The sequence below is a fragment of the Streptomyces sp. WP-1 genome (genome assembly GCF_030450125.1).
In the GTDB taxonomy this organism is placed as follows: domain Bacteria; phylum Actinomycetota; class Actinomycetes; order Streptomycetales; family Streptomycetaceae; genus Streptomyces; species Streptomyces incarnatus.
In genome coordinates this window covers 6,964,095-6,987,606 of sequence record NZ_CP123923.1, presented here as the reverse complement: position 1 = coordinate 6,987,606, position 23,512 = coordinate 6,964,095, and the positions used below count along the sequence as shown (strand labels likewise).

The 23,512-nt window shown below is 74.3% G+C and carries 19 protein-coding genes and 2 pseudogenes; 14 read left to right on the top strand and 7 right to left on the bottom strand.

The features are described 5' to 3' along the window. Positions 1-97 precede the first annotated feature (97 nt). From QHG49_RS31085 to QHG49_RS31070, 4 genes and pseudogenes are all read left to right on the top strand, one after another. Complete coding sequence (locus tag QHG49_RS31085) at positions 98-541, top strand: DUF6643 family protein (protein ID WP_301492134.1); 444 nt, start codon at positions 98-100, stop codon at positions 539-541. 43 nt (positions 542-584) lie between these two features. Further along, positions 585-1,404, top strand: a pseudogene (locus QHG49_RS31080) (MOSC domain-containing protein); the annotation flags it as partial. A gap of 196 nt (positions 1,405-1,600) precedes the next feature. After that, on the top strand, positions 1,601-2,200 hold the full coding sequence (locus QHG49_RS31075) for a hypothetical protein (protein WP_159698856.1): 600 nt from the start codon (positions 1,601-1,603) through the stop codon (positions 2,198-2,200). Between the two features lie 220 nt (positions 2,201-2,420). Next, positions 2,421-4,862, top strand: coding sequence for a right-handed parallel beta-helix repeat-containing protein (locus QHG49_RS31070; protein ID WP_201300506.1), 2,442 nt, complete (start codon positions 2,421-2,423; stop codon positions 4,860-4,862). 23 nt (positions 4,863-4,885) lie between these two features. On the opposite strand, the gene QHG49_RS31065 is transcribed toward QHG49_RS31070, so the two are convergent. Then, complete coding sequence (locus QHG49_RS31065; protein ID WP_370530528.1) at positions 4,886-7,990, bottom strand: hypothetical protein; 3,105 nt, start codon at positions 7,988-7,990, stop codon at positions 4,886-4,888. Between the two features lie 212 nt (positions 7,991-8,202). Between QHG49_RS31065 and QHG49_RS31060 the strand changes: the two genes are divergently transcribed. After that, positions 8,203-9,105 carry a DeoR/GlpR family DNA-binding transcription regulator gene (locus tag QHG49_RS31060; protein WP_301492133.1) on the top strand — a complete coding sequence of 301 codons (903 nt, stop codon included), beginning with the start codon at positions 8,203-8,205 and terminating at the stop codon, positions 9,103-9,105. Positions 9,106-9,199: 94 nt separating this feature from the next. After that, a pseudogene (locus tag QHG49_RS31055) lies at positions 9,200-9,669 on the top strand (SRPBCC family protein). Between the two features lie 117 nt (positions 9,670-9,786). Here QHG49_RS31055 and QHG49_RS31050 read toward each other — a convergent pair. Beyond that, positions 9,787-10,500 (bottom strand): SDR family oxidoreductase, encoded by a 714-nt coding sequence (locus tag QHG49_RS31050; RefSeq protein ID WP_301492132.1) that lies wholly within the window; start codon positions 10,498-10,500, stop codon positions 9,787-9,789. Positions 10,501-10,576: 76 nt separating this feature from the next. On the opposite strand from QHG49_RS31050, the gene QHG49_RS31045 reads away from it, so the two are divergent. Further along, positions 10,577-11,389 (top strand): helix-turn-helix transcriptional regulator, encoded by an 813-nt coding sequence (locus QHG49_RS31045; RefSeq protein ID WP_301492130.1) that lies wholly within the window; start codon positions 10,577-10,579, stop codon positions 11,387-11,389. Between the two features lie 64 nt (positions 11,390-11,453). Here QHG49_RS31045 and QHG49_RS31040 read toward each other — a convergent pair whose 3' ends face one another. Then, a complete protein-coding gene (locus QHG49_RS31040; protein WP_145492810.1) occupies positions 11,454-12,578 on the bottom strand; it encodes a PLP-dependent cysteine synthase family protein in 1,125 nt (374 codons plus the stop codon). A 314-nt stretch (positions 12,579-12,892) separates the two neighbouring features. On the opposite strand from QHG49_RS31040, the gene QHG49_RS31035 reads away from it, so the two are divergent. The 5 genes from QHG49_RS31035 to QHG49_RS31015 all read left to right on the top strand — a co-directional run bounded on the left by QHG49_RS31035 (position 12,893) and on the right by QHG49_RS31015 (position 16,455). After that, the gene (locus QHG49_RS31035) at positions 12,893-13,216 is read left to right on the top strand and encodes a hypothetical protein (RefSeq protein ID WP_145492808.1); all 324 of its coding nucleotides are present in this window, start codon (positions 12,893-12,895) and stop codon (positions 13,214-13,216) included. A gap of 415 nt (positions 13,217-13,631) precedes the next feature. Further along, complete coding sequence (locus tag QHG49_RS31030; RefSeq protein WP_301492128.1) at positions 13,632-14,177, top strand: ATP-binding protein; 546 nt, start codon at positions 13,632-13,634, stop codon at positions 14,175-14,177. Between the two features lie 211 nt (positions 14,178-14,388). Further along, the gene (locus QHG49_RS31025; protein WP_236576211.1) at positions 14,389-14,952 is read left to right on the top strand and encodes a TetR/AcrR family transcriptional regulator; all 564 of its coding nucleotides are present in this window, start codon (positions 14,389-14,391) and stop codon (positions 14,950-14,952) included. Between the two features lie 25 nt (positions 14,953-14,977). Beyond that, positions 14,978-15,556 (top strand): DUF4865 family protein, encoded by a 579-nt coding sequence (locus QHG49_RS31020; protein WP_301492126.1) that lies wholly within the window; start codon positions 14,978-14,980, stop codon positions 15,554-15,556. Next, entirely contained in the window at positions 15,553-16,455 is a 903-nt protein-coding gene (locus tag QHG49_RS31015) for a phosphotriesterase (protein ID WP_370530527.1), read from the top strand. The genes QHG49_RS31020 and QHG49_RS31015 overlap by 4 nt, the downstream gene beginning before the upstream one ends. 207 nt (positions 16,456-16,662) lie before the next feature. Here QHG49_RS31015 and QHG49_RS31010 read toward each other — a convergent pair whose 3' ends face one another. From QHG49_RS31010 to QHG49_RS31000, 3 genes are read right to left on the bottom strand one after another with little or no spacing between them, the layout of a single operon-like run. Further along, complete coding sequence (locus QHG49_RS31010) at positions 16,663-17,901, bottom strand: ROK family protein (protein ID WP_159698874.1); 1,239 nt, start codon at positions 17,899-17,901, stop codon at positions 16,663-16,665. Positions 17,902-17,948: 47 nt separating this feature from the next. Next, on the bottom strand, positions 17,949-18,671 hold the full coding sequence (locus QHG49_RS31005; protein ID WP_145492798.1) for an alpha-ketoglutarate-dependent dioxygenase AlkB: 723 nt from the start codon (positions 18,669-18,671) through the stop codon (positions 17,949-17,951). Positions 18,672-18,686: 15 nt separating this feature from the next. After that, complete coding sequence (locus tag QHG49_RS31000) at positions 18,687-19,913, bottom strand: MFS transporter (protein ID WP_159698880.1); 1,227 nt, start codon at positions 19,911-19,913, stop codon at positions 18,687-18,689. Positions 19,914-20,005: 92 nt separating this feature from the next. On the opposite strand from QHG49_RS31000, the gene QHG49_RS30995 reads away from it, so the two are divergent. Continuing rightward, positions 20,006-20,989, top strand: a complete 984-nt coding sequence (locus tag QHG49_RS30995) for a helix-turn-helix transcriptional regulator (RefSeq protein WP_301492124.1) — start codon at positions 20,006-20,008, stop codon at positions 20,987-20,989. Between the two features lie 315 nt (positions 20,990-21,304). Further along, on the top strand, positions 21,305-22,438 hold the full coding sequence (locus QHG49_RS30990; RefSeq protein WP_145492818.1) for a methyltransferase: 1,134 nt from the start codon (positions 21,305-21,307) through the stop codon (positions 22,436-22,438). Here the strand turns inward: QHG49_RS30990 and QHG49_RS30985 are convergent. Beyond that, on the bottom strand, positions 22,425-23,300 hold the full coding sequence (locus QHG49_RS30985) for a class II fructose-bisphosphate aldolase (protein WP_159707907.1): 876 nt from the start codon (positions 23,298-23,300) through the stop codon (positions 22,425-22,427). The genes QHG49_RS30990 and QHG49_RS30985 overlap by 14 nt on opposite strands. Positions 23,301-23,512: the final 212 nt, after the last annotated feature.

Here is a 23,512-nt window from a genome sequence, read left to right as displayed (position 1 = left end):
TTCGCTCTGATTGAGGATCCCCGGTCACCGCCGACACGGAAAACAACCCTCTTATCGGTCTCCCCAACCAGCACATCGTGGGCTTAACTTATGTGCCATGACCTCCCCCCGCTCCACCTATGGCGGCGGCTATTACTCCGCCTCCTTCCGGGACACTCCGATCTACGACTCCCTCGTGGCCGAGCGGGGAACCCCGCAGATCGCCCCGATCCGGGTCCCCGCCGCCTACGACATGGGCAGCAACCTGCCCGCCCTGCCGTCGGCCCTCCCCGCCCTCCCGGCCGCGCCCTCCCCGCAGCCCCCGGCCCCCGGCTACGGCTACCCCCAGCAGCAACAGCCCGCCCCGTTCCAGCAGGCGCCCACCGCGTACATCCCGCAGCAGGCGAGCGCCCCGCGCGGCTACCCCGGACCGCAGGCCCCGCAGCAGCAGCGGCCGATGCAGCCCGGTACCGGCTACGAGGCGATGCGTCCGGCCGCGCCGCGGCCCATGCAGACGCCGTACCCGGACCCGTACAACAATCCTCAGCAGCGGGGTTACTGATCGAAGCGCCCCCGCTGTCGGTGGCACCTGGCACGATGGCGACATGGAACCCGCCGCGGTGCAGTCGATCCATCTCTACCCGGTCAAGGCGTTCCAGGGCCTGACGGCCGACGCGGCCGCGGTGGAGCCCTGGGGACTGGCCGGTGACCGGCGCTGGGCGCTGATCGACGCCGGGGGGAAGGTCGTCACCCAGCGGGAGCAGCCGCGTCTCGCCCTGGCCGCCGCCGAGCCTCTGGCCGGCGGCGGTCTGCGTCTTTCGGCGGCCGGACGGCCGGCGGTGACCGTCGAGGTGCCGGAGCCGTCGGGCACGGTGCCGGTGAACATCTTCGGGCAGAAGGTGGAGGCGATACCGGCTGCCGCGGCGGCGCACGCCTGGTGCGCCGCCTATCTCGACCAGGACGTGCGCCTGGTGCATCTGGACGACCCGGCCACCCGCCGCCCCGTCGACCCGGACTACGCGCTGCCGGGCGAGACGGTCAGTTTCGCCGACGGCTATCCCCTGCTCGTCACCACGTCGGCCTCGCTCGACGCTCAACTCCCTGATGGCCGAGGGCCGTCACGCCGCCGAGGGGCCGCTGCCCATGAACCGGTTCCGGCCCAGCGTCGTGGTCCGCGGCACCGAGGCGTGGGCGGAGGACGAATGGGCGCGCGTCTCCATCGGCGAGGTGGTCTTCCGCGTGGCGCGCACCTGCGGCCGCTGTGTGGTGACCACCACCGACCAGGGCACCGCCGCGCGCGGCCGGGAGCCGCTGTACACCCTGGCCCGGCATCGCCGATTCGACGGGGGCCTCATCTTCGGGCAGAACGTCGTTCCGCTCACGCGCGGGACCGTCCGGGTCGGCGATCCGGTACGGGTGCTGGAGCGGGGCGGGGTGGGGCGGAAACAGGAACGGGAACGGGCCGATCGAAGATCGGTAGGCCGGGTAGGCCGGTAGGTCGGTGGATCGGGGAACCGGTGGATCGGGGAACCCTGGGGATGTTCCCGGTCGTTGGGGTGACATGAGAAATGCCTGAGACGTCGCGGCCGCGACCGGCCGCGGGTACGTGGGGGGTGGGGAGATGCGAGCCGTCACGGGTCTGTGGCGCTGGAGGCGCAATCCGCTGTGCCGCGCGACCGATCTGGCCGAGGCGTGGGTGGCGCTGGTCGCACTGGTGCTGATCACCGTGGTGGCGCCCTTGACCGGCGCGCTGGCCGGCTTCGTCGCCGAGGACTCGCTCCAGCGTGCCGCGCGGGTGGAGCAGCACACCCACCACCTGGTCATGGCCACCGTGGTACGACCGCTGGGCCGGGCCCTCGAGAGCGATCCCGACTCCGCCGGGCGCGAGGCCCGCAGCCGCGTCGTCGCCGACTGGTCGGCGCCGGACGGCACCGCGCACCACGGCCCGGCCCTCGCCGACCTCAAGTCCCCGCACCCCGGGGACCACTTCGCGCTCTGGACGGATCCGCAGGGCCGAATAACGACCCGCCCGCTGGACTCCGTCACGGCGACGGCCCACGCGGTCCTCGCCGGGTTCGGCGCCGCCCTGCTGACCGCGGGCCTGGTCGAGACCGTCCGGCGGCTCACCCTCTGGCGCATGGTCCGCCGCCGGTACGCACGCTGGGAGCAGGCATGGGACCGGGCGGGCCCGGACTGGGGCAAGGCGGGCACCGGCAGCTGACCCGGGCAGGCTGTGGTCAACCCACCCCGGGCGCACACGCTACGGTGGACCGGCCGAAGCGCTTTCGGCGACAACCCGCAGGCGGGCGCACATCAGGACTCGCGGACACGCGGGGACGCGAACGGGCAGGCCCAGGGGCCGGACACGCTCACGGACCCGGCGGCGCCGCCCGGACGGGGCGTCGGCCATCAGTACGACGAGGTGGGGGCACAGCAACGCCATGGCACAGGGCACGGTCCAGGTGACGCACACCGGCACCTCGCGGTGGCGGCGCCGCACAGGTGAGTACGCATCGCTCGCCGCCGCCCTGGAGGCCGCCGCCGACGGCGACGTCCTCACCATCGCCCCCGGCACCTACCGGGAGAACCTGGTGATCCAGCGCGCGGTGACGCTCCGCGGGCCGGACGGCTCGCCCGGCTCGGTGCGGATCGCGCCGGTGGACGGGGTGCCGCTGACCGTGCGGGCCTCGGCCGTGGTGCACGACCTGCATGTGGAGGGCCAGGACGCGGCGGCGCCCGCGCTGCTGGTCGAGGAGGGCACGCCCGAGCTGATGGACGTGCGGATCGTGACCCGCTCGGCCGTCGGCGTGGAGGTGCGCGGCGCGGCCCGGCCGACCGTGCGCCGGCTCACCGTGGACAACCCGGCCGGGATCGGTATCGCCGTGCTCGACGGCGGCAGCGGGGTGTTCGAGGAGTGCGAGATCGTGGCGGCCGGACAGGCGGGCGTGGCGGTGCGCGGCGGCGGCCGTCCGCGCCTGGACCGCTGCCGGGTGCACCACGCCTCGGGCACCGGGTTCACCGTGACCGGGGAGAACTCCGCGCTGGAGGCGGTCGGTTGCGAGATCTACGAGGTCCGCGGCAGCGGGGTGCAGGTCACCCAGCGGGCCACCGCGCAGCTGACCGACTGCGATGTGCACCGCACCACCGGCGACGGCGTCACGCTGGACACGGACGCGGTGCTCACCCTGGAGGACTGCCGGATCCACGACATCCCGGAGAACGCGGTCGATCTGCGCTCGCGTTCGGTGCTCACCCTGACCCGGACGACCGTCCGGCAGTTCGGGCGCAACGGGCTGTCGGTGTGGGACCCGGGCACCCGGGTGGACGCCAACCAGTGCGAGATCTTCGACAGCACCGGTGACTATCCGGCGGTGTGGGTGAGCGACGGCGCCACCGCGGTGCTGGACTCCTGCCGGGTGCACGATGTGCCGGACGCGCTGTTCGTGCTGGACCGCGGGTCGCGCGTGGACGTGGTGGACAGCGATCTGTCCCAGGTGCGCAACACGGCCGTGTCGGTGAGCGACGGGGCCACCGCGCAGCTGGACGACTGCCGGATCCGGGACGCGGCGACCGGCGCCTGGTTCCGGGACCACGGCAGCGGCGGCACCCTCGCCAACTGCACCGTGGACGGCACCCAGACCGGTGTGATCGTCACCAAGGGCGCCGACCCGACCATCGAGCGCTGCACCGTCGACTCCCCCGCCGAGGCCGGTTTCTACGTCTCCGCGGGCGGCCGGGGCAGCTTCCTGAACTGCCGGGTCAGCGGGAGCGGCGGCTACGGCTTCCATGTGATCGACGGCTGCCGCACCACGCTGCGCAGGTGCCGCACCGAGCGCTGTGCGCGCGGGGGGTACGAGTTCGCCGAGGGCGGCCCGGACGCCGGGTCCGGTTCGGGTCCGGTCGTGGAGGACTGCACCAGCGACGAGAGCGGCAGCCTGCGGCCCCCGGTGACGCGGGAGACGGCCGTGCAGACGGTGTCGCACTCCCCCGGGCTGCTCGGCTCGGTCCCCGGGCAGCGCGGCATCGATCAGGAGCCGACGGTCACCGCCCCGGAGTTGGTGGAGCCGGCGCGTACGTCGAAGGACGTGCTCGGTGAACTGGACGCGCTGGTCGGCCTGGAGAGCGTCAAGCGCGAGGTGCGGGCGCTGACCGACATGATCGAGGTGGGCCGGCGCCGGCAGCGGGCCGGTCTGAAGGCCGCGTCCGTCAAACGGCATCTGGTCTTCACCGGTTCCCCCGGCACCGGCAAGACGACGGTCGCCCGGCTCTACGGCGAGATCCTCGCCTCTCTCGGTGTGCTGGACAAGGGCCATCTGGTCGAGGTGTCCCGGGTCGACCTGGTCGGCGAGCACATCGGCTCCACCGCGATCCGCACCCAGGAGGCGTTCCAACGGGCGCGCGGCGGAGTGCTGTTCATCGACGAGGCGTACGCGCTGTCGCCGGAGGACGCCGGGCGTGACTTCGGCAAGGAGGCCATCGACACCCTGGTGAAGCTGATGGAGGACCAGCGGGACGCGGTGGTGGTGATCGTCGCCGGGTACACGGCGGAGATGGAGCGCTTCCTGTCCATCAACCCGGGAGTGGCCTCCCGTTTCTCCCGCACCATCACCTTCGGCGACTACGGCCCCGAGGAGCTGCTGCGGATCGTGGAGCAGCAGGCCGACGAGCACGAGTACAGCCTCGCGCCGGGCACCGCCGAGGCCCTGGTCACCTACTTCACCACCCTCCCGAAGGGCCCCGCCTTCGGCAACGGGCGCACCGCCCGCCAGACCTTCGAGGCCATGGTCGAACGCCATGCGAGCCGTGTCGCCCAGCTTCCCGACCCGAGCACCGACGACCTGACCCTGCTGTATCCGGAGGACCTGCCGGACCAGCAGCCCTGAGCACCGCCGTCGCCGGGCGCGCGTCAGGTCGCCGACTCCCCGCGCGGCGACGGGAGTTCGGTGCGCAGTCGGGACAGCAGGTCCGCCCGTACCTGGGCGAAGGCCGGGTCGGCCTGGTAGTCGGAGTGGCCGAGGATCGGGGTGGGGAGCGGATACTCGGGGGTGCGTCCGTAGGTGAGGGGGTCACGCAACGGCGGCCGGTCGACGGGCGGTCGGCCGTCGGCGGGCAGACGGACCGGGCCGCCGATCGGGTCGGTGCGCCGGTAGAGGTTGTGCCAGCAGGCCACGTCCCGGTGCAGTCCGGCGAGGGCGGCGGGTCCGAAGTGGGCCGGGAACCAGCGGCCGTACAACCGCTCCAGCGGTGACCCGTACGTCAGCAGCGCGATCCGCGCCCGGGTGGCCGGCGTCAGCTGCCAGGCCGCCGCCGCGGCGAGCACGCTGCCCTGGGAGTGACCGGAGAGCACCAGCCGGCCGCCGGTCGACTCGGTCCAGGTCGCCATCCGCCAGGTCAGGTCGGGCACCGCGCGCTCGGCGTAGCACGGGGGCGCGAAGGGGTGTGCGGCGCGGGGCCAGAAGGTGCCGACGTCCCACAGGATGCCGACGGTGCGCCGGGCGCCGCGGTCCTTGTAGGCGCGCCGCCCCCAGGTGACGAACAGCAGGAAGCCGAGCCCGACCAGCCATGAGCCCAGTCCCTGGGAGATCCCGGCGGCGATCTGTACGACGGCCACCGAGCCGTCCGCCGCGCCGTCCGGCGGCCTCCCACTGGCCAGGGCCCCGGCCAGCGCCCCGCCACCGAGCACCAGGGCGGTGGCGGAGAGCACGGTGAGGACGAGCGGGGCGCGGTCGGTGAGGGCGGCCATGGCCCGGGTGTGGGCGATGGCACGGGTACGGGCCGAATCCTCGGGCTCCCCGGGATGCTCCCGGCGTACGCGGTCGCGTTCGGCACGGGCGAGCCGCGCGGTCCCGGCGGCCAGCCGTACGGCCAGCCCCAGCAGGACCGCGAGCAGCGGCGGAATCATGGACGCCTGCCAGGTCAACGACACCGGCGGCCCGGAGATGGTGACACCGGTCCCGTCCAGCCAGTCAGCCATCCGCTGAGCGACCCCACCGGACATCACCCCACCCAACGCACAGGCGAGCAGGGCAGTGGCAGGACCACCGAGCCCGTAGGTACCGGGGGCGGGACGGGGGCCGGGGTCGGGATCGGGGCCAAGGTCGGGCTCGGGGTCGGGGGCGCGGCCGGGGCTGGGACCGAGGCCGGAGCTGGGGCCGGGGTCAGGGCCGGGGTCACGGTCGTGGCCGAGGCCGGGGCCAGAGCCGAACTCAGGGCCAGAGCCGAAGCTGGGGCCGAGGCCAGAGCCAGGGTCGCGGCCAGAGCTGAGACCGGGGCTTGAGCCGGGGTCGGGACCGAGGCCGGGGCCGGTATCGGGGCCAGGGCCGGGGCCGGGGCCGATATCGGGGCCAGGGCCGGGGGCAGAGCCTGAACCGAAACCGGAACCAAGGCCAGGACCGAGGCCAGGGCCGGGACCGGGTCCGGAGCCGGGCTCGGGGCCTGAGCCAAAGCCGGGGCCGAGACCGGGGCTGGGACCGGGGCCGGGGCCGGGGGCAGGGTCGCGGCCGGTACTGAGGCGGGGGCCCGAGCCAGGGACGCGGCCGGGGCTGGGACCAGAGCCAGGCTCGGGGCCTGAGCCGAAGCCGGAACCAAGACCGGGGCCGAAGCCGGGGTCGAGGCCGGAGCCGAAGCCGGAACCAAGACCGGGGCCGAAGCCGGGGTCGAGGCCGGAGCCGAAGCCGGGATCGGCGACCGGACCGGAGTCGGAGCGGGAACCGGAGCCGGTATCAGTGGCGGGAGGCGGCTGTTGCGTTCCCCTGCGGTACATCCCCCGCGCCACCACCCCGAGCGCCACCACCAGTACTCCCTGTGCCAGCATCAGGCCGCCGAAGGCCGGGTCCCCGGGCAGGCGGCCCGAGGAGTGCCAGTCGGGGCGGGACCAGCCGGTGTAGAGCGCGGCAAGGAGGAGCAGGGCGAGCGCGCCGAGCGGGAGCCGTCGTACCAGGTGCGGGTCGAGCCGCTGGTCGACGCGGTGTTCGTCGCGGCCCCGGCGGCAGACCGCGGCCACCGTCGTGCCCGCCCCGGCGAGCAGGCAGGCGGTCAGCAGCCAGCCGAGGACGTCCAGTGTCCCGGGCCCGCCGGGCCGGTGGTCGAAGCGGGCCGCGGGCGTGACGAGGGCGGCGGCGACCGTCAGCAGCCCGGCCGCCGTATGAGCAGCGCGCAGCCGGGCCACCAGTCGGCGCCCGTACCAGAAGCCGGGCCGCGCCAGGGCGCTGCCGTCGGGGTCCGGCGCCTGGTCCGGTCCCTGGAGCAGCGGGCGGTGGGACTCGTACGCGCTCCAGGTGCGGTGCGACAGATACCAGAGCAGGAGGATCAGCCCGCCCGGTACCAGCGCCGCGAGCGCGAGCCGCCGTCCCGGCTGGGCCCACCAGCCGCCGGACGTGCCGAGCAGCTCCGCCCACCGGCGTACGCCGGGCCCCTGGATCGCGTCCGGGGTGAGGAAGGCCAGCCAGAAATGGCGCCGGGCGCAGGCGCGTACGCCGGCGCACTGCCAGGCCGCCAGGTCGAGGGCCACCTCGCACGCGGCCGCCACCAGCAGCACCGTGAGGGTGAGCGCGGCGAGCCGTACCAGCAGGCCGTAGAGGCGGACGGCGCGCGGCCGGGCCGGGGCGGCGGGGCGCATCCAGTGGGCGAGGTTGACCACCATGAACGGCAGCAGCAACAGCCACAGGGCACGGCCCGCGTCACCGGAGGTGAGGTTGCACCAGACGTACGCCTCCCGCACCGGCCCGCACCGGGAGACCGCCCCGGTCGGCGAGACGTCCTCGGCACGGCGGAAGACGGCCGCCGTGTCGTCCCCGGCGACCCGCACGGTGCGCGCGTCGCCCAGCATCTCCTCCGGGGTCGTACCGCCGACCCCGTGCACCAGTAGTTCGAGGTCGGCCGGCTCGGGCGTGCGGCCCCCGGTCACCGGTCCGCTGGGGCGTTCCTGAGCGCGTTCCACACTTCCCCCGTGCCGCCGTACGGCCTGTGTCGGCTGTGCCCGTGCGCGCTTCAGGATGTCCGGTTCCGGCATGCCGTACACCACTCGTCACAGAATCTCCCCGATCGGTGCGGCCTTGACCACGTCCCCGGGCCGACCGCCCGCGTGGCACCGGGCGGTGGCGCATCCCGTGCCGTCCCGTGAAAAGATGGACGCCCGCGCACCCCGGCCGGACGAACGCACTGCTCGCAGGCGGGCGCGCCGGGTGTGTCGAACGGTTTGGCGGCGAAAGGACCGGAGCGTACGTGAGCGAGAATCAGCACCTCCTCGCGGAGCAGCGCCGCGCCCTGATCCTGGACGAGGTCCGGCGCCGCGGTGGCGCCCGGGTCAACGAACTGACCCGCAGGCTCGGGGTGTCGGACATGACCGTGCGCCGCGACCTGGACGCGCTGGCCCGGCAGGGCGTGCTGGAGAAGGTGCACGGCGGCGCGGTCCCGGTGGTCGAGGCGAGCACCCATGAGCCGGGCTTCGAGGCCAAGTCGGGTCTGGAGCTGTCGGCCAAGGAGGACATCGCGCGGGCCGCCGCCGAGCTGGTCGCCCCCGGCACCGCGATCGCCCTGTCCGGCGGTACGACGACCTACGCGCTCGCACAGCATCTGCTGGAGGTGCCGGACCTGACCGTGGTGACGAACTCGGTGCGGGTCGCGGACGTCTTCCACGCGGCGCAGCGCACCTCGGGGCAGCGCCAGGGCGCGGCCACGGTGGTGCTGACCGGCGGGGTGCGCACCCCGTCCGACTCGCTGGTGGGCCCGGTCGCGGACCAGGCGATCGCCGCGCTCCACTTCGATCTGCTCTTCCTCGGGGTGCACGGCATATCGGCCGAGGCGGGCCTGTCCACGCCGAACCTGGCGGAGGCCGAGACCAACCGCCGGCTGGTGCACTCGGCGCGGCGCGTGGTGGTGGTCGCCGATCACACCAAGTGGGGCACGGTGGGCCTCAGTTCGTTCGCCACGCTGGCTCAGGTGGACACCCTGGTGACCGACTCGGGGCTGCCGCAGCAGGCGCGCACCGAGGTCGCCGAGCGGCTGCGGCGGCTGATCGTGGCCGGGGAGCCGGACATCGGGGACACGGCCGAGGGCGACGAGGAAGACGAGGAAGCGGACGGCGACACCGCCACGGAACCCGGCGACACCGTCGAGGACAACTGACACTGCGTCAACTGCGCTGCCCTGACGGCCCGCCCGCATGGAAGGGGCCCCAACGAGCCACTTGGGTGCGGGACTTCACGAGGGGGTTGCCGCCATGGCCCAGCGTCTGCGTCCGGTCGGCCCGGACTTCGTCGATCACGCGCCCGTACGGCTGGTGTTCGGCCGGGACATGAACGCCGCCCCGGATCTCGTCCACCGGGCCCTCGCCGAGGACGTGTCGAGCAGGCCGCGGTGGTTCCCGGCCGTGGCCTCCGCCCGGTCGACGGACGGCGGGCGCGATGTCCGGCTGCGCGGCGGCATCCGCTTCAAGGAGACCGTGAGACCGTGCTGGCCGCGGAGAAGTCCGAGCTGTACACGTACCGCGTCGATGTGACCGACACCCCGGGTGCCCGTGCCTGGGCCGAGGAGTGGCGGCTGACGCCGTCCGGCACCGGGACCCGGATCCGGGTGGTCTGCGCGCTCGACGGCACCGCCGCGTTCCGCCTCGGCTGCCGGCTGGCCGCGCCGGGCGTGGGCCGCGCCTTCCGGCAGGCTGCCGGGGCGCTGGACCGGCACCTGGCCTAGGGTCGTCCGCTCGGACCGGGCCGGGCACAGGCCGCACAGCCCCGCTCGAACCAGGCCGGACAGCCCCGCTCGGACCGGGCCGGACAGCCCGGCATGGTCCGAGCGGGAGTCCCTGGTTCACCAGGGCACGGGCGTCCCGTCCCAGGAGAAGAACGCGCCGGTCGGCCCGTCGTCCGGGAGCAGCGCCAGGCGTACGGCGCCCTCGGCGGCCTCCGCCGGGTCGCCGCTCGCTCCCGCTGCCCGGGGGTTGAGGTCGGTGGCCCGCAGTCCGGGGGCGAGCGCGTTGACCTTGATGCCGTCCTCGGCCAGCGTCTGGGCGTACAGGACGGTGAGGGCGTTGAGGGCGGCCTTCGAGGACCGGTACGCGGCCGCGCCGCCGCCGGGCGCGAACTGGGGGTTCGGCCTTGTGCTCCAGGTCAGTGAGCCGGTGCCGCTGGAGATGTTGACGATCCGGGGGTGCGGGGAGCGGCGCAGGGCGGGCAGGAAGGCGTTGGTGACCGCGGCGACCCCGAACACATTGGTCTCGTAGGTGCGCCGGAACTCGTCCGTGCCGGTCTCGGTGGCCGGGGCGAGCGAGGGCGAGACACCCGCGTTGTTGACCAGGACGTCGAGGCGTTCCACCTGGTCCGCGGCCGCGGCGATGCCGTCCGGGTCCGTCACGTCGAGGACCAGGAGCCGCGCGCCGCCGCCGATCTCCTCGACGGCCGCCCGCCCGCGCCCGGCGTCGCGGGAGCCCACGTACACCGCGAATCCCTCGGCGGCGAGCAGGCGGGCGATCTCCTTGCCGATTCCCTTGTTGGCACCGGTGACCAGTGCTGTGCGATCGTTCATGGCACCCACGGTCCCCCGGCACCGGCCATCGTGCCAGGGATCACCTGTACCAGGCGGTGGACGGAGATGAGGCGGTATGGCGCGGCCCGAACTGGCCCGCTTCCTGCGGGAGCGCCGCGCGGCCCTGCGCCCGCGGGAACTCGGCCTCCCCACAGGCTCCCCGCGCCGCACCCCGGGCCTGCGCCGCGAGGAGGTGGCCGACCTGGCGCACATCTCGGTCGACTACTACGTGCGGCTGGAACAGGCCCGCGGCCCCCGCCCGTCGCCCCGTGTCCTGGACGCGCTGGCCCGGGCGCTGCGTCTGACACCGGCCGAGCGGAGCCATCTGTTCCGGCTGGCCGGGACGACCGCGCCGCCGCCCGCCACCGGCGCCGTACGGCACGTACGCCCGCACGTGGAGCGGATGCTGCGCCGCCTGCCGGAGACCGGTGCGATCGTCACCGACGCGGCCTACGGGGTCGTCGCCTGGAACCCGCTGGCCCAGGCCCTGCTGGGCGGTGACCTCGGACAGGGGACGACCAACCTCGCCCGGCGCCGCTTCCTCGGCGGGGGCGGCGGACACGAGAACTCCGGCGCCAAGGAGTTCGGGCACATCGCGGTGGCACGGCTGCGCCGGGCCGCCGACCGCTATCCGCACGATGCCCGGCTCGCCGCCCTGCTGGCCGAACTGCGCGCCGGCAGCGAGGAGTTCGGCCGGCTCTGGGAGACCCGGCCGGTGCACGCCCCCGGGCACCGCACCAAGACGATCGTCCATCCGGCGGCGGGCCGGCTGCGGCTGAACTGCGACGTCCTGCTCGTCCCCGAGGACGACCAGGAGGTCGTCCTGATCACCGCCGACCCCGGCTCCCCCTCGGCCGGGGCCCTGCGCGATCTCGCGGACACGGCCTGAGGGGGCCTTTCGTTCGGGGCGAGCCGGCGTGATCCAAACGAGAGGGCCTGGCGGAGCCGGTCGCTCACTCGGGCCAGACCCCCGTGGCCAGCAGCGTCTCGATGGCCGATGTGTACGGCGCGATGTCCAGGCCCTGTTCCGCGAGCCACGCGTCCGAGTAGTACTTGTCGAGGTACCGGTCGCCCGGGTCGCACAGCAGGGTGACGACGCTGCCGGTACGGCCCTCGGCCACCATCTCGGAGACGATCTTCAGCGCGCTCCACAGCCCGGTCCCGGTGGAGCCGCCCGCCTTGCGGCCGATGACCCCTTCGAGGGCCCGTACGGCGGCGACGCTGGCCGCGTCCGGGACCTTCATCATCCGGTCGATCGCGCCCGGCACGAAGCTCGGCTCCATGCGCGGCCGGCCGATGCCCTCGATCCGGGAGCCGCAGTCGCAGGTGACGTCCGGGTCACCACTGGTCCAGCCCTCGAAGAAACAGGAGTTGTCCGGGTCGGCGACGCAGACACGGGTGTCGTACTGCATGTAGTGCACATAGCGGGCGAGCGTCGCCGAGGTGCCGCCGGTGCCCGCCGTGGCGACGATCCACGCCGGCTCCGGGAACCGCTCCAACTCCAGCTGGCGGAAGATCGATTCGGCGATGTTGTTGTTGCCGCGCCAGTCGGTGGCCCGCTCGGCGTAGGTGAACTGGTCCATGTAGTGGCCGCCGGTCTCCACCGCGAGGCGTGCGGACTCCTCGTACATCTTCCGGGAGTCGTCCACGAAGTGGCAGCGGCCGCCGTGGAACTCGATGAGGCGGCACTTCTCGGCGCTGGTCGTGCGGGGCATGACCGCGATGAAGGGCACGCCGATCAGCTTGGCGAAGTACGCCTCGGAGACGGCGGTGGAGCCGCTGGACGCCTCGATCACCGGTCGGCCGGGGCGGATCCAGCCATTGCAGAGGCCGTAGAGGAACAGCGAGCGGGCGAGGCGGTGCTTGAGGCTGCCGGTGGGGTGCGTCGACTCGTCCTTGAGATAGAGGTCGATGCCCCAGCGCTCGGGCAGCGGAAAGCGCAGCAGGTGGGTGTCGGCCGAGCGGTTGGCATCGGCCTGTACCTTGCGGACGGCCTCTTTCAGCCAGTCGCGGTAGGCGGGGTCGGTACGGTCGACATCGAGGGTGGCGCCGGTCCGGGTCTGGTGGGTGATGCTCACGTCGGTGCTCCTTACGCTCCGCGCCGACGGCGCCTCGGGCGGGCCGGCACGTTCGAGCATAAGCATCTTTCAGACCGCTTCCCACCTGCATAAACGCATCTTTGGGCGGCCCAAAGAGACCCTGGGGCACAGGCGTACGAGAGTCCGGGGTGTGCCGCCGCGCGCGCTCCGGGCCGCTGCTGTGCGCGCCCCGCGCGCACTGGTGCTCCGTGCCGTGGCGCGGCAGACTGCACGCGTACGGGACATCGGCCCCGTACGCGGACGGGGGCGCACAACCGGAACACGGGAACACGCGCGCAAGGGGGCGGCGAGGGATGGCGGAGCCGGAGTTCACGGCCAAGGGCGTGCGGATCGGGAAACGCATGCGCTCTCTCACCCGGGCCGGACAGGTCCGGATCAACGACGGCAGGGTGGAGTTGCTCAACAGTTACGGCAGCGAGATCGACAGCGCGCCGGTACAGGCGGTGCGCGCCTCCAAGCCGTGGTACGCCCCGGACGACAAGGCGCTGGCCGACATCAACGGCCAGCGGTATCTGCTGACCCTGGCCGAGCAGGACCCCGCCCCGGGCGAACCGGGCACCCCCGCGGCCCGCCGCTTCATCGAGGCGGTCCGCCGGGCGGCGGGACGCGGCGGCTGAACGGGGCTCGCGGCGGAGGCGACGGCGTTCGACGGCACTCGGTGCCCGGTCGGCACATGATGTCCGGGCGGCGTACGGCGCCGGGGTGGCACGCGGTGCACACCGGCCCGCGCGGCGTCAAACCTCCGCATGACACGCGGTGTTCGGGCGCCCGGCACGACCCCGGCCCCGGACACCGGTCCCTCCCCCGCCACCCGAAACCACCATCCGTATCCATCCGGACGCGGCGAGTTGCATCACTCCGCCCCCTGCGCCACGCTGGTCTCACGTCACTCTGGGTTTACCGGCGACAACGCTGCGAACCAGCCCGCCGGCCACCGACAGCAGGCGGCCGCTTTCCCAGGGGGCCTGCTGGATCCGTTGTTCTCCGTGTTTTCCGGTTCCGTTCCGGACCTCATACCGGGGAGTCGCAGCCGTGATCAGTCACCCAAGCAGGCACTGCACGGTGGAGCTCCAAGCCCTGCCGTCGCGGATCGGCCAGGTCCGCAGAATCGTATCTGCGCAATTGCGCTACTGGCATCTGGACCCGTTGATAGACCGGGCCGCGCTCGGTGTGACGGAGCTGCTCAGCAACGTCCACCGGCATGCCAGGCCCGACAAGTCGTGCACCGTCGAGCTGGAGCTGCGACCGGACCGGCTCACCGTGTCGGTACGCGATCACGATCCGCGATTGCCCGTGCCGGCCGACGAGGCGGACGCGGACGCGGAGGACACCACACCGCTCGCCACCTGCGGGCGGGGCCTCGCCATGGTCGCCGCGGTCAGCGAGAGCTGGGGCGCGCGGCCGGACGGCGACAACGGCAAGGTCGTCTGGTTCACCCTGCCCGCGACGCCCGGCCAGCCGGCCCGGGTGCCGTACCGCGCCCCGGAGCGCCAGCCGATGCCCACACCGGTCGCGGCGGCTGTCGTCGCTTCGGCGGTCCCGTCGGCCCCACCACGCGCGCCGGTCGCGGCGGGCTGAGCCGGGCCGGTGGGCGGGTACGCGGCGCGCGATGCGCGATGCGCGCGGGGGACGGCGAGCGGCGACGAACCGCCCGCCGTCCCCCGCCCACCCGTAGGACGAGCACCCCTACGCCTCCAGGACAACCGCTAGGACAAGCAGGCCAAGCAGGGCAAGCAGGGCAAGCATCAGGAAAAGCACTTCTGTATCTACCAGTATGTACACTGCTCCCATGAGCACTTCCGAACGACTCATCGAGTCGACCCGCGACCTGCTCTGGGAGCGCGGCTATGTGGGCACCAGCCCCAAGGCGATCCTGGAGCGCGCGGGCGCGGGGCAGGGCAGCATGTACCACCACTTCAAGGGCAAGCCGGACCTCGCGCTGGCGGCGATCCGGCGCACCGCCGAGCAGCTGCGGGCGTCCGCCGAACGCTCGCTGGCAGGCCCCGGCACGCCGTACGAGCGCATCGAGGCGTATCTGCGCCGCGAGCGGGAGGTGCTGCGCGGGTGCCCGGTCGGGCGGCTGACCATGGACCCGGACGTGATCGCCAGTGACGAGCTGCGCGCCCCGGTGACGGAGACCATCGCCGCGATCCGGGAGCGGATCGCCGGGATCGTCGAAGAGGGCAAGCGGCAGGGGCAGTTCGCGCCGGAGCTGGACGCCGGGCGGATCGCCGCGACGATCCTCGCGACCGTGCAGGGCGGCTATGTGCTGGCCCGCGCCGCCGGTTCCCCCGCCGCCTTCGACGCGGCCGTCGACGGTCTGCTCGCCCTTCTCGCGCCACGAACCCCCTGAACCGCCTGAGGAAAAGGGCCATTTGATGCATGCCATGCAGTACGAGGTGACGCTGCCCGCGGACTACGACACGGACATCATCCGCGCCCGTGTCGAGCGCCTCGGGCATCTGCTGGACGACTGGGAGGGGCTCGGCCTCAAGGCGTATCTGCTGCGGGAGCGCGGTGTCCAGGGCTCGCCGGTCAACCAGTACGCGCCGTTCTACCTGTGGCGCACGGTCGAGGGCATGAACCGCTTCCTGTGGGGCGGCGGGTTCCAGCGCCTGGCCGACGACTTCGGGCGTCCGGCCGTACGCCGGTGGACGGGCCTCGGTTACGCGGAGGGCTCCGGCGGCCGTGCCGCGTTCGCCGTGCGGCGGCGGCAACCGGTCCCGGACGGGGCCGACTTGCCGTCCCTGATGGAGGAAGCGGCTGGTGCGGCAGAGAAGTTGGCGGCCGAGGACGGTGCCGTGCTGGCCGCGACGGCCGCCGACCCGCACCGCTGGGAGCTGGTCCACTTCTCCCTCTGGGAGCACGACGCCCCGAAGGCCGAGGGCGATCTCTACCGGGTGCTGCATCTGTCCGCCCCCGGCCGCGACCGGCTTCCGCGCGGGCGGCACTGGTGATCCGTACGGTCCTCGGCGACATCCGCCCGCAGGAGCTGGGCGTGTGCGACGCGCACGACCATCTCTTCCTGCGCAGCAGGCAGTTGCCGGGCAGGGAACTGGACGACGTCGCCGCCGCGCGGGCCGAACTGGAGGCGTTCCGCGCGGCGGGCGGTGCCGCCGTCGTGCAGTGGACACCGCACGGCATGGGCCGCCGCGCGGCCGACCTCGCCGCCCTGTCCCGGGCCACGGGGGTGCACCTGGTCTGCGCGACGGGTCTGCATCAAGCCCCGCACGTGGCACCGGAGTTGCTGGACGGGCTGCGCGGCCGGCTGGCCGAGGTGTTCGTCACCGAGCTGACCGAGGGCATCGGTACGACCGGAGTGCGGGCCGGGCTGATCAAGGTGGCGGGCGGCTTCCACGCGCTCGACGCGCACGCCCGCTGGACCATGGCGGCGGCGGCCGAGGCGCACCACGCGACCGGCGCGCCCATCGCCGTCCACCTGGAGCTGGGCACCGGCGCGCTCGACGTACTCGATCTGCTCTGCGGCGAGTTGGGCGTTCCCGGCGACCGGGTGATCCTCGGTCACCTGAACCGCTTCCCCGACCCGGTGACCCAGCGGCAGGCCGCCGCCTCGGGCTGCTGGCTCGCCTTCGACGGCCCCTCGCGCAGCCATCACGCCACCGACTGGCAGATGCCGGCCGGCGCCCGCGCCCTCGCGGAGGCCGGCTTCGGCGACCGTCTGCTGCTCGGGGGCGACACGGTGACCGCCGGGGCGCGCTCGGTCGACGGCGGCCCGGGAATGCCGTACCTGCTGCGCCGCCTGCGTCCGCGCCTGGCGGCGGAGTTGGGCACGGAACTGGTCGACCGGATCCTCACCGAACACCCGGGGAAGGCGTTCTCCGTCGACTGGGCGTGAGAGACGGGCTGTGACTTCGGCGGACCACGAGTGGACCACTGTCGCCGCGCACGGGAAGGTGCCGGGACGTGCGGGTGGCGCCGACGCCCTGTGGCGGCTCGGGCTGCGCCCCGGGCAGCCGACCGCTCGCGTCAACGGGCCCTCCCCGCCCGGCTGGTGGCGTGCCGTGGCCGAGCGGCGGGCTTGGCTCCCCCCTGCCGAGGGCGTTCAGCGCAGTGCGGCCGGCGGGTCGTCCAGGACCGGCTGCCAGGCCAGTTCGGCGGCGCCGACCAGGCTGTTGTGGTCGAGGGTGCACGGCAGGATCGGGACGCCGCCGCTCTGGCCCCACAGGCTGCGGTCGGCGACCACCGCGCGCAGCCGGCTCGGATCGGCGTCCAGCAGGGTGCGGTGGAGGCCGCCGAGGATGATCCGGTCGGGGTTGAGGATGTTGACGAGACCGGCGAGTCCGAGGCCCAGCCGGTCGATCAGCGCCTCGGCGGCACGGCGCACGGCGGGGTCGTCGTACTGGTTGCGCAGCAGATCGTCGGCCTGCTTCAGGAGCGAGTCCTCGGGGCCCGGCTCACGGCCGGCCTCCACGAGCAGCGCCAGCGGATCGGCCTCGACGTCCAGGCAGCCCCGGCCCCCGCAGTGACAGGGGCGGCCCTCGGGGTTGACGGTGAGGTGCCCGACCTCCAGCGCCAGTCCCGAACTGCCGGTGTGCAGGCGGCCGTCGAGGACGAGCGCGCCGCCGACGCCCCGGTGCCCGGTGGCCACGCACAGCAGATCGCGGGCGCCCCGGCCCGCGCCGTGCCGGTGTTCGGCGAGCGCCGCGAGGTTGACGTCGTTGCCGGTGAACGCGGGACCCTCGATGCCCGCCGCGCGCACGCACTCCTCGAACAGCCGGCGGACCGGCGCCCCGACGGGCCAGGCGAGGTGCAGCGGGTTGAGGGCGAGGCCCTCGGGCTGGGCGACGGCGGACGGCACGGCGAGCCCGGCGCCGACACAGCGGCGGCCGGTGGTGCGCAGCAGTTCCGCGCCCGCCTCGACCACCGAGCCGAGCACCTTCGCCGGGTCGGCGGCCACGGTCTCGCAGCCGGGCGCGGTGGCCACGATCCGGCCGCCGAGGCCGACCAGCGCGGCCCGGAAGCCGTCGGCGTGCACCTGCGCGGCCAGCGCCACCGGGCCTTCCTCGGCGACATCGAGCCGGTGCGAGGGGCGGCCCTGGGAGCCGGCCGCGGCGGCGGGGCGGGCGTCCACCCGGATCAGGCCGAGGGCCTCCAGTTCGGCGGCGACCGCGCCGGCCGTGGCCCGGGTGACGCCGAGTTCGGCGGTGAGCACGGCCCGGGTCGGCGCCCGCCCGGTGTGCACCAGTTCCAGCGCGGGCCCGAGCGCGCTCCGCCCCCGGTCCAGCCGCGCCCTCGTGGTGGTCCTCTCCCCCGCCGCCCGGGGTTCCGCCTTGCCGCTCATGAGGGCGAGTCTCCCATGATCCGCATCGCTCGGGGCCCGCGCCGCCGTCACAGCCCGCTCACCCGCAGCGTGATGTTCAGCCGCCCGGCCAGCCCCAGCCAGGGCGGTGCCGTGCCCGGGTGGACGCGGGGCACCCCGTGGTAGGCGGCGCGGGCGGGACCGCCGAAGACGAACAGGTCGCCGCTGCGCAGCTCGACGTCGGTGTACGGCCGGGTCCGCGTCGCGGTGTTGCCGAAGCGGAAGACGCAGGTGTCGCCGAGGCTCAGCGAGACCACCGGCGCGTCGGCCCGCTCCTCGCTGTCGCGGTGCATGCCCATGTGGGCGGCGCCGTCATAGAAGTTGATCAGCGCGATGTCGTACGGCGGCCCGGGTACGGCCGTGGGGCCGAGCGCGTCGGCCACCGCGCTCCGGGCGACCTCGCCGAGCCACCCGGGGAAGGGCTTGACGGGGGCGCCGTCGCCGTCGGCGGCCGTAGGGGTGTACGCGTAGGGGTACTGATGCGGGCCGGGGCACTCGGGGTTGTCCCGTAGGGGCCGTCCGCAGGCCGGGCAGGCGCGTACGACGCCCCAGTGCAGGCCGAGGCAGACCTGGCGGGCGGTCATGGTGCCGCCGCCCGGGGTGCGCACGGTGCGCAGCCCGGCCGGGGGCCGCGCCCAGTCCCGGCAGGCGGCGAGGAGTTCTCGCTGCCGCTCGGCCGGCAGCCAGTCCGGGACGTGCGCGGCGCCCGGCGCGATCTCCGCGCGCTCCCGGGGGAACAGTTCCGCGTCCACGTTCCCCATCCTGCCTCACGGCTCCTGCCGCCAGCCGAGGATCCAGCCCGCGGTCAGCACTGCGGCTCCCCCCGCCAGGGCGATCGCGCCGCCCGTGCCGATGCCCTCGGCGACCGAGCCGAAGCAGGCCGGGCCGACGCCCTGGAGTGTCATGTTGCCGGAGCCGAGCAGACCGAAGGCCTGGCCCTGGCCGTCCCCCGGCAGGGCGTCCAGGAAGGGTCGTTGCAGACCGAGGCCGTAGGCGAAGCCGGAGCCGGTGAGCAGCAGCAGAGCGCACGAGACGCCCACGCCGGGCTCGGCGGCGAAGCCGATCAGCGGCAGTCCCATCAGGGCGACCAGCGGGACCACCAGGCGCTCCCGGGTGGGCGGCCGCAGCAGCCGGCCCACCAGCAGGTCGCCGGTCAGCATGCCGACCGGCAGACAGCCCATCAGCACCGCGTACCAGCCGGGCGCGAAGTGCCGCCCGCCCGCGTAGGCGACGATCAGTCCCTCCGCGCCCGCCACGAACGCCGACGGCAGCCACTGGGCCAGCATCAGACGTCGTACCGTACGACCGCGCAGCAGCAGACCGGCGCCGCGCAGGCTGGCCCGGACGGCCCCGCCGTCGCCCCGGGCGCCGCCGGTCACGTCCGGCTCCAGCCGGGGCAGCCGCAGGCGGACGGCGAGCGCGCAGCCGAGGTGGAGGGCGGCGCTCACCGCGAGCGCCCGGTGGGCGCCGAGCACCGCGACGGCGGCGCCGCCCAGCGCAAGGCCGAACAGTTGCGCGCCGGAGGAGGCGATGTTGTTCAGCGAGCGGCCCAGTACATAGGCGTCGCCCTGAAGCCACCGCGCGACCAGCCGACTGGACGCACCGCTGAACAGCGGGGTGGCGAGCGCGATCAGGGCCACGGCGCCGAGGCTCGCCGCGATCGGCATCCGTACCAGGGCGAGCAGCGCGGCGGCGGCGCACTCCAGGGCGTAGCCGCCGGCGATGAGCGCGCGGGGCGGCAGCCGGTCGGCCAGGGAGCCGAGCAGCAGCGAGCCGAACAGCTGCGGCAGGAAGCTGATGCCGAAGGCCAGCGCGCTGAACAGCGCGGAGCCGGTGGCGGTGAAGACCAGCACCGAGAACGTGGTGATCCGCAGCGAGTCCGCGGTGATCGCGACGGCGCGGGTCGTGAAGAGCAGCCGGAAGCGCGGCTCGGCCAGCACTTCCCGGTAGGTGGCCCGGTGGTCGTCCCGGGCGGGTTCGGCGGTCGTGGTCACGCCGGACAGCCTCGGCGTACGCCCCCTGTGGCCGCCAATGATTCGTCCCTACACGAAACGAAGCGGGCGGCGTCCCGCGATAGCGTGACCGGGTGCTCCGCTTCGAAGTCTCCGTCGAGGACCTGCTGCGCAGCCGGTTCGCGCTGTCGCCCGCGATGGAGCTGTCCGCGCTGCTGCGCTCGCTCGACGGCCGGAACCGGCCACTGCCGCGCGCCTGGGCGACCCGGCTTTGGCCGGCCTTCGAACGGCTGCGCCGGGAGACCGAACTGGACGCCTTCCTCGCGCTGCACACCGCGCGATCCGGCGCCGACTTCGTCGCCCCGCCGCCGCGCGGCCTCGGCCAGACCTGGGCGGACGACCTGGCCGCGATCCGGGCCACTCCACCGGCCGCCGCCCGCCGTGAACTCGCCGCCGCCGCGGCCCGGCCGGCCGGCCGTGCCCCCCGGGTCCGCGCGGTGCTGGACTCGGCGGACGCGGTCCCCCGGATCGCCGAGGCGATGGACCGTGCCTGGCGGGAGCTGCTCGCCGGGGACTGGCCGCAGCTGCGGGCGATCTGCGAGCGCGATGTCGTGCACCGGGTGGGGGTGATCGGCGAGCACGGCTGGGCCGTGGCCATCGAGAGCCTGCATCCGGGCATCGTCTGGCGCGCGGGCGGCATCGAGCTCGGTTTCTTCCCCCGGGGCGGCACGGCCCGCCTGGTCGGGGACGGGCTCCTGCTGATCCCCTCGGTCTGCGTCGGGCCGTCCGTCGCCGCCCACTTGGAAGACCCCTGGCCCAGGACCCTGGTCTATCCCGCCCGTGGCACCGCCGCCCTGTGGGAGGCGCCGGAGACCGTGCCCGGACCGGACGCGCTGACCGCCCTGGTCGGCCGGGCCCGGGCCCGGCTGCTGGTGGCGCTGGACGCCCCGGCCAGCACCAGCCATCTCGCGCGCAGCCTCGCCATGGCGCCGGGCGCGGTGGGTGACCATCTCGCCATCCTGCGCGCCGCGGGGCTGCTGGTCCGCGCGCGCTCCGGACGGTCGGTGCTCTACCGGCGCACCCCGCTAGGGGAGGCGCTGGTCGGCGGCTCGGGCTGAGGCCGCGGACCGGCGCGCCAGGCCGCCCGCGCCACCGGTACGGCTCGGTGCCGGGATGGGCCGGTGGCCGGGGACGGGCCGGTGCCGGTACGGCTCGATGCTGGTACGGGCCGGTGCCGGAACGGGCCGATGCCAGTACGAGCCGATCCCGCTACGAGCCGCTACTGGCAGGAGCCGCTACCGGCAGGAGGAGAACGCAAGCCGACAAGCAGCCGTTCTCGGTGGCCGCTTCGTGTCCGAGAAGTCCCCATGGGGCTCCGGTCGTACGGGCCCTGATCTGCGGTTCCGCTAGCCTGGAGCGCGATGAGCGACCGTATGACGACACCGTGGGGCGAGGTCGAGCTGTCCCGCTTCCCCGAGGATCCCCGCGACCGGCTGCGTGCCTGGGACGCCTCCGACGCGTATCTGCTGCGCCACCTGGCGGCGGAGCACGTGCCGCTGACCGGCGAGGTGGTGGTGCTCGGGGACCGCTGGGGCGCGCTGGTGACGGCGCTGGCGGAGCACCGGCCGACGCAGATCACCGACTCCTTCCTCGGCCAGGAGGCGAGCCGCGCCAACCTGGCGCGCGCCGGTGTCGAACCGGGCGCGGTCCAGCTGCTGACCACCCAGGACGAGCCGCCCGAGCGGATCGACGTGCTGCTGGTGCGGGTGCCGAAGAGCCTGGCGCTGCTGGAGGACCAGCTGCTGCGGCTGGCGCCCGCCGTGCACCCGGGCACGGTGGTGATCGGCACCGGCATGGTGAAGGAGATCCACACCTCCACGCTTCAGCTCTTCGAGCGGATCCTCGGCCCGACCCGCACCTCCCTGGCCCGGCAGAAGGCCCGCCTGATCTTCTGCACTCCCGACCCGGCGATGGAGCGGCCCGCGAACCCGTGGCCGTACCGCTACGACCTTCCCGCCGGTGTCGGCGCGATCTCCGGCCGCCCGGTCGTCAACCACGCGGGCGTCTTCTGCGCCGACCGGCTGGACATCGGCACCCGCTTCCTGCTCCAGCACCTGCCGGGCCCCGGCCCGGCCCGGGTGGTGGACCTCGGCTGCGGCAACGGCGTGGTCGGTACGGCGGTGGCGCTGGCCGACCCGGCGGCCGAAGTGCTGTTCGTGGACGAGTCGTTCCAGGCGGTGGCCGCCGCGGAGGCCACCTACAAGGCCAACGGGGTACCCGGGCATGCCGAGTTCAGGGTCGGCGACGGGCTCACCGGGGTGGCGCCCGACAGTGTGGACCTCGTCCTGAACAATCCCCCGTTCCACTCCCACCAGGCGACGACGGACGCGACCGCGCGGCGGATGTTCACCGGCGCGCGGCGCGCCCTGCGGGAGGGCGGCGAACTGCTGGTGATCGGCAACCGCCACCTGGGCTACCACATCACCCTGAAGCGGGTGTTCGGCAACTGCGAACTCGTGGCCGGCGACCCGAAGTTCGTGCTGCTGAAGGCGGTCAAGAAGGCATAGCGGACCCGGCGGCGCCGGTCACGACCGAGATCAGGCGCCGCACCTCCAGGGCCATCGCCTCCCGGCCGACGCTGAGGTACTTGCGGGAGTCGACCGCCTCCGGGTGGGCGGCGAGGAACTCCCGGATCGCGCCGGTCATGGCGATGTTGAGCGCGGTGCCGACGTTGACCTTGGCGATGCCGCCCGCGACCGCCTCGACCAGACCGCCGTCCGGTACGCCGGAGGAGCCGTGCAGCACCAGGGGGACGGGCAGCGCGGCGGACAGCCGTTTGAGCAGGGCGTGGTCGAGGGCGGCGGTGCGCGTGGTCATGGCGTGCACACTGCCGACGGCGACGGCCAGGGCGTCGACCCCGGTGCCGCCGACGAAGTCCCGGGCCTGCGCGGGGTCGGTACGGGCGCCGGGCGCGTGCGCGTCCAGCGGTGGCCGCCCGTCCTTGCCGCCGACCTCCCCCAACTCGGCCTCGATGTACAGCCCTTGGGAGTGCGCCCAGTCGGCGGCGGCCCGGGTCGCGGCGAGGTTGTCGGGGTACGGCAGCCGGGCCGCGTCGTACATCACCGAGCTGAACCCGGCGCCGGGCGCCTGGCGCAGCAGGTCGTCGCTCTGCACATGGTCCAGGTGCAACGCGACGGGTACGGCGGCCCGTTCGGCGGCGGCACCGGCCGCGCGGGCGAGCGGCAGCAGCCGTCCGTAGCGGAACTTGACCGCGTTCTCGCTGACTTGGAGGACGACGGGGGCACCGGCCGCCTCGGCGCCGGCGATGACGGCCTCGATGTGTTCCAGCGTGATGACGTTGAACGCGGCGACGGCCGAGCGGTCTTCGACGGCGCGGGCGACCAGCTCGCCGGTGGGCGCGAGGGGCACTTCGGGTGTCCTTCCGGGGCGCGGTGCGGCGGGTACGACGGGGTACGGGTCAGGCGGGGTCGGAGGGAAGGGAGGGGTCGGCGGAGGCGGCGGCCTCGGGGGCGTCACGGGGGTCGCGGGGCCCGGGGAACCCGGGGGATCCGACCGCCCCACCAGTACCGGCGGAATCAGCCACATCGGCCGCACCCGCCATATCCGCCGAGCCCGCCGAG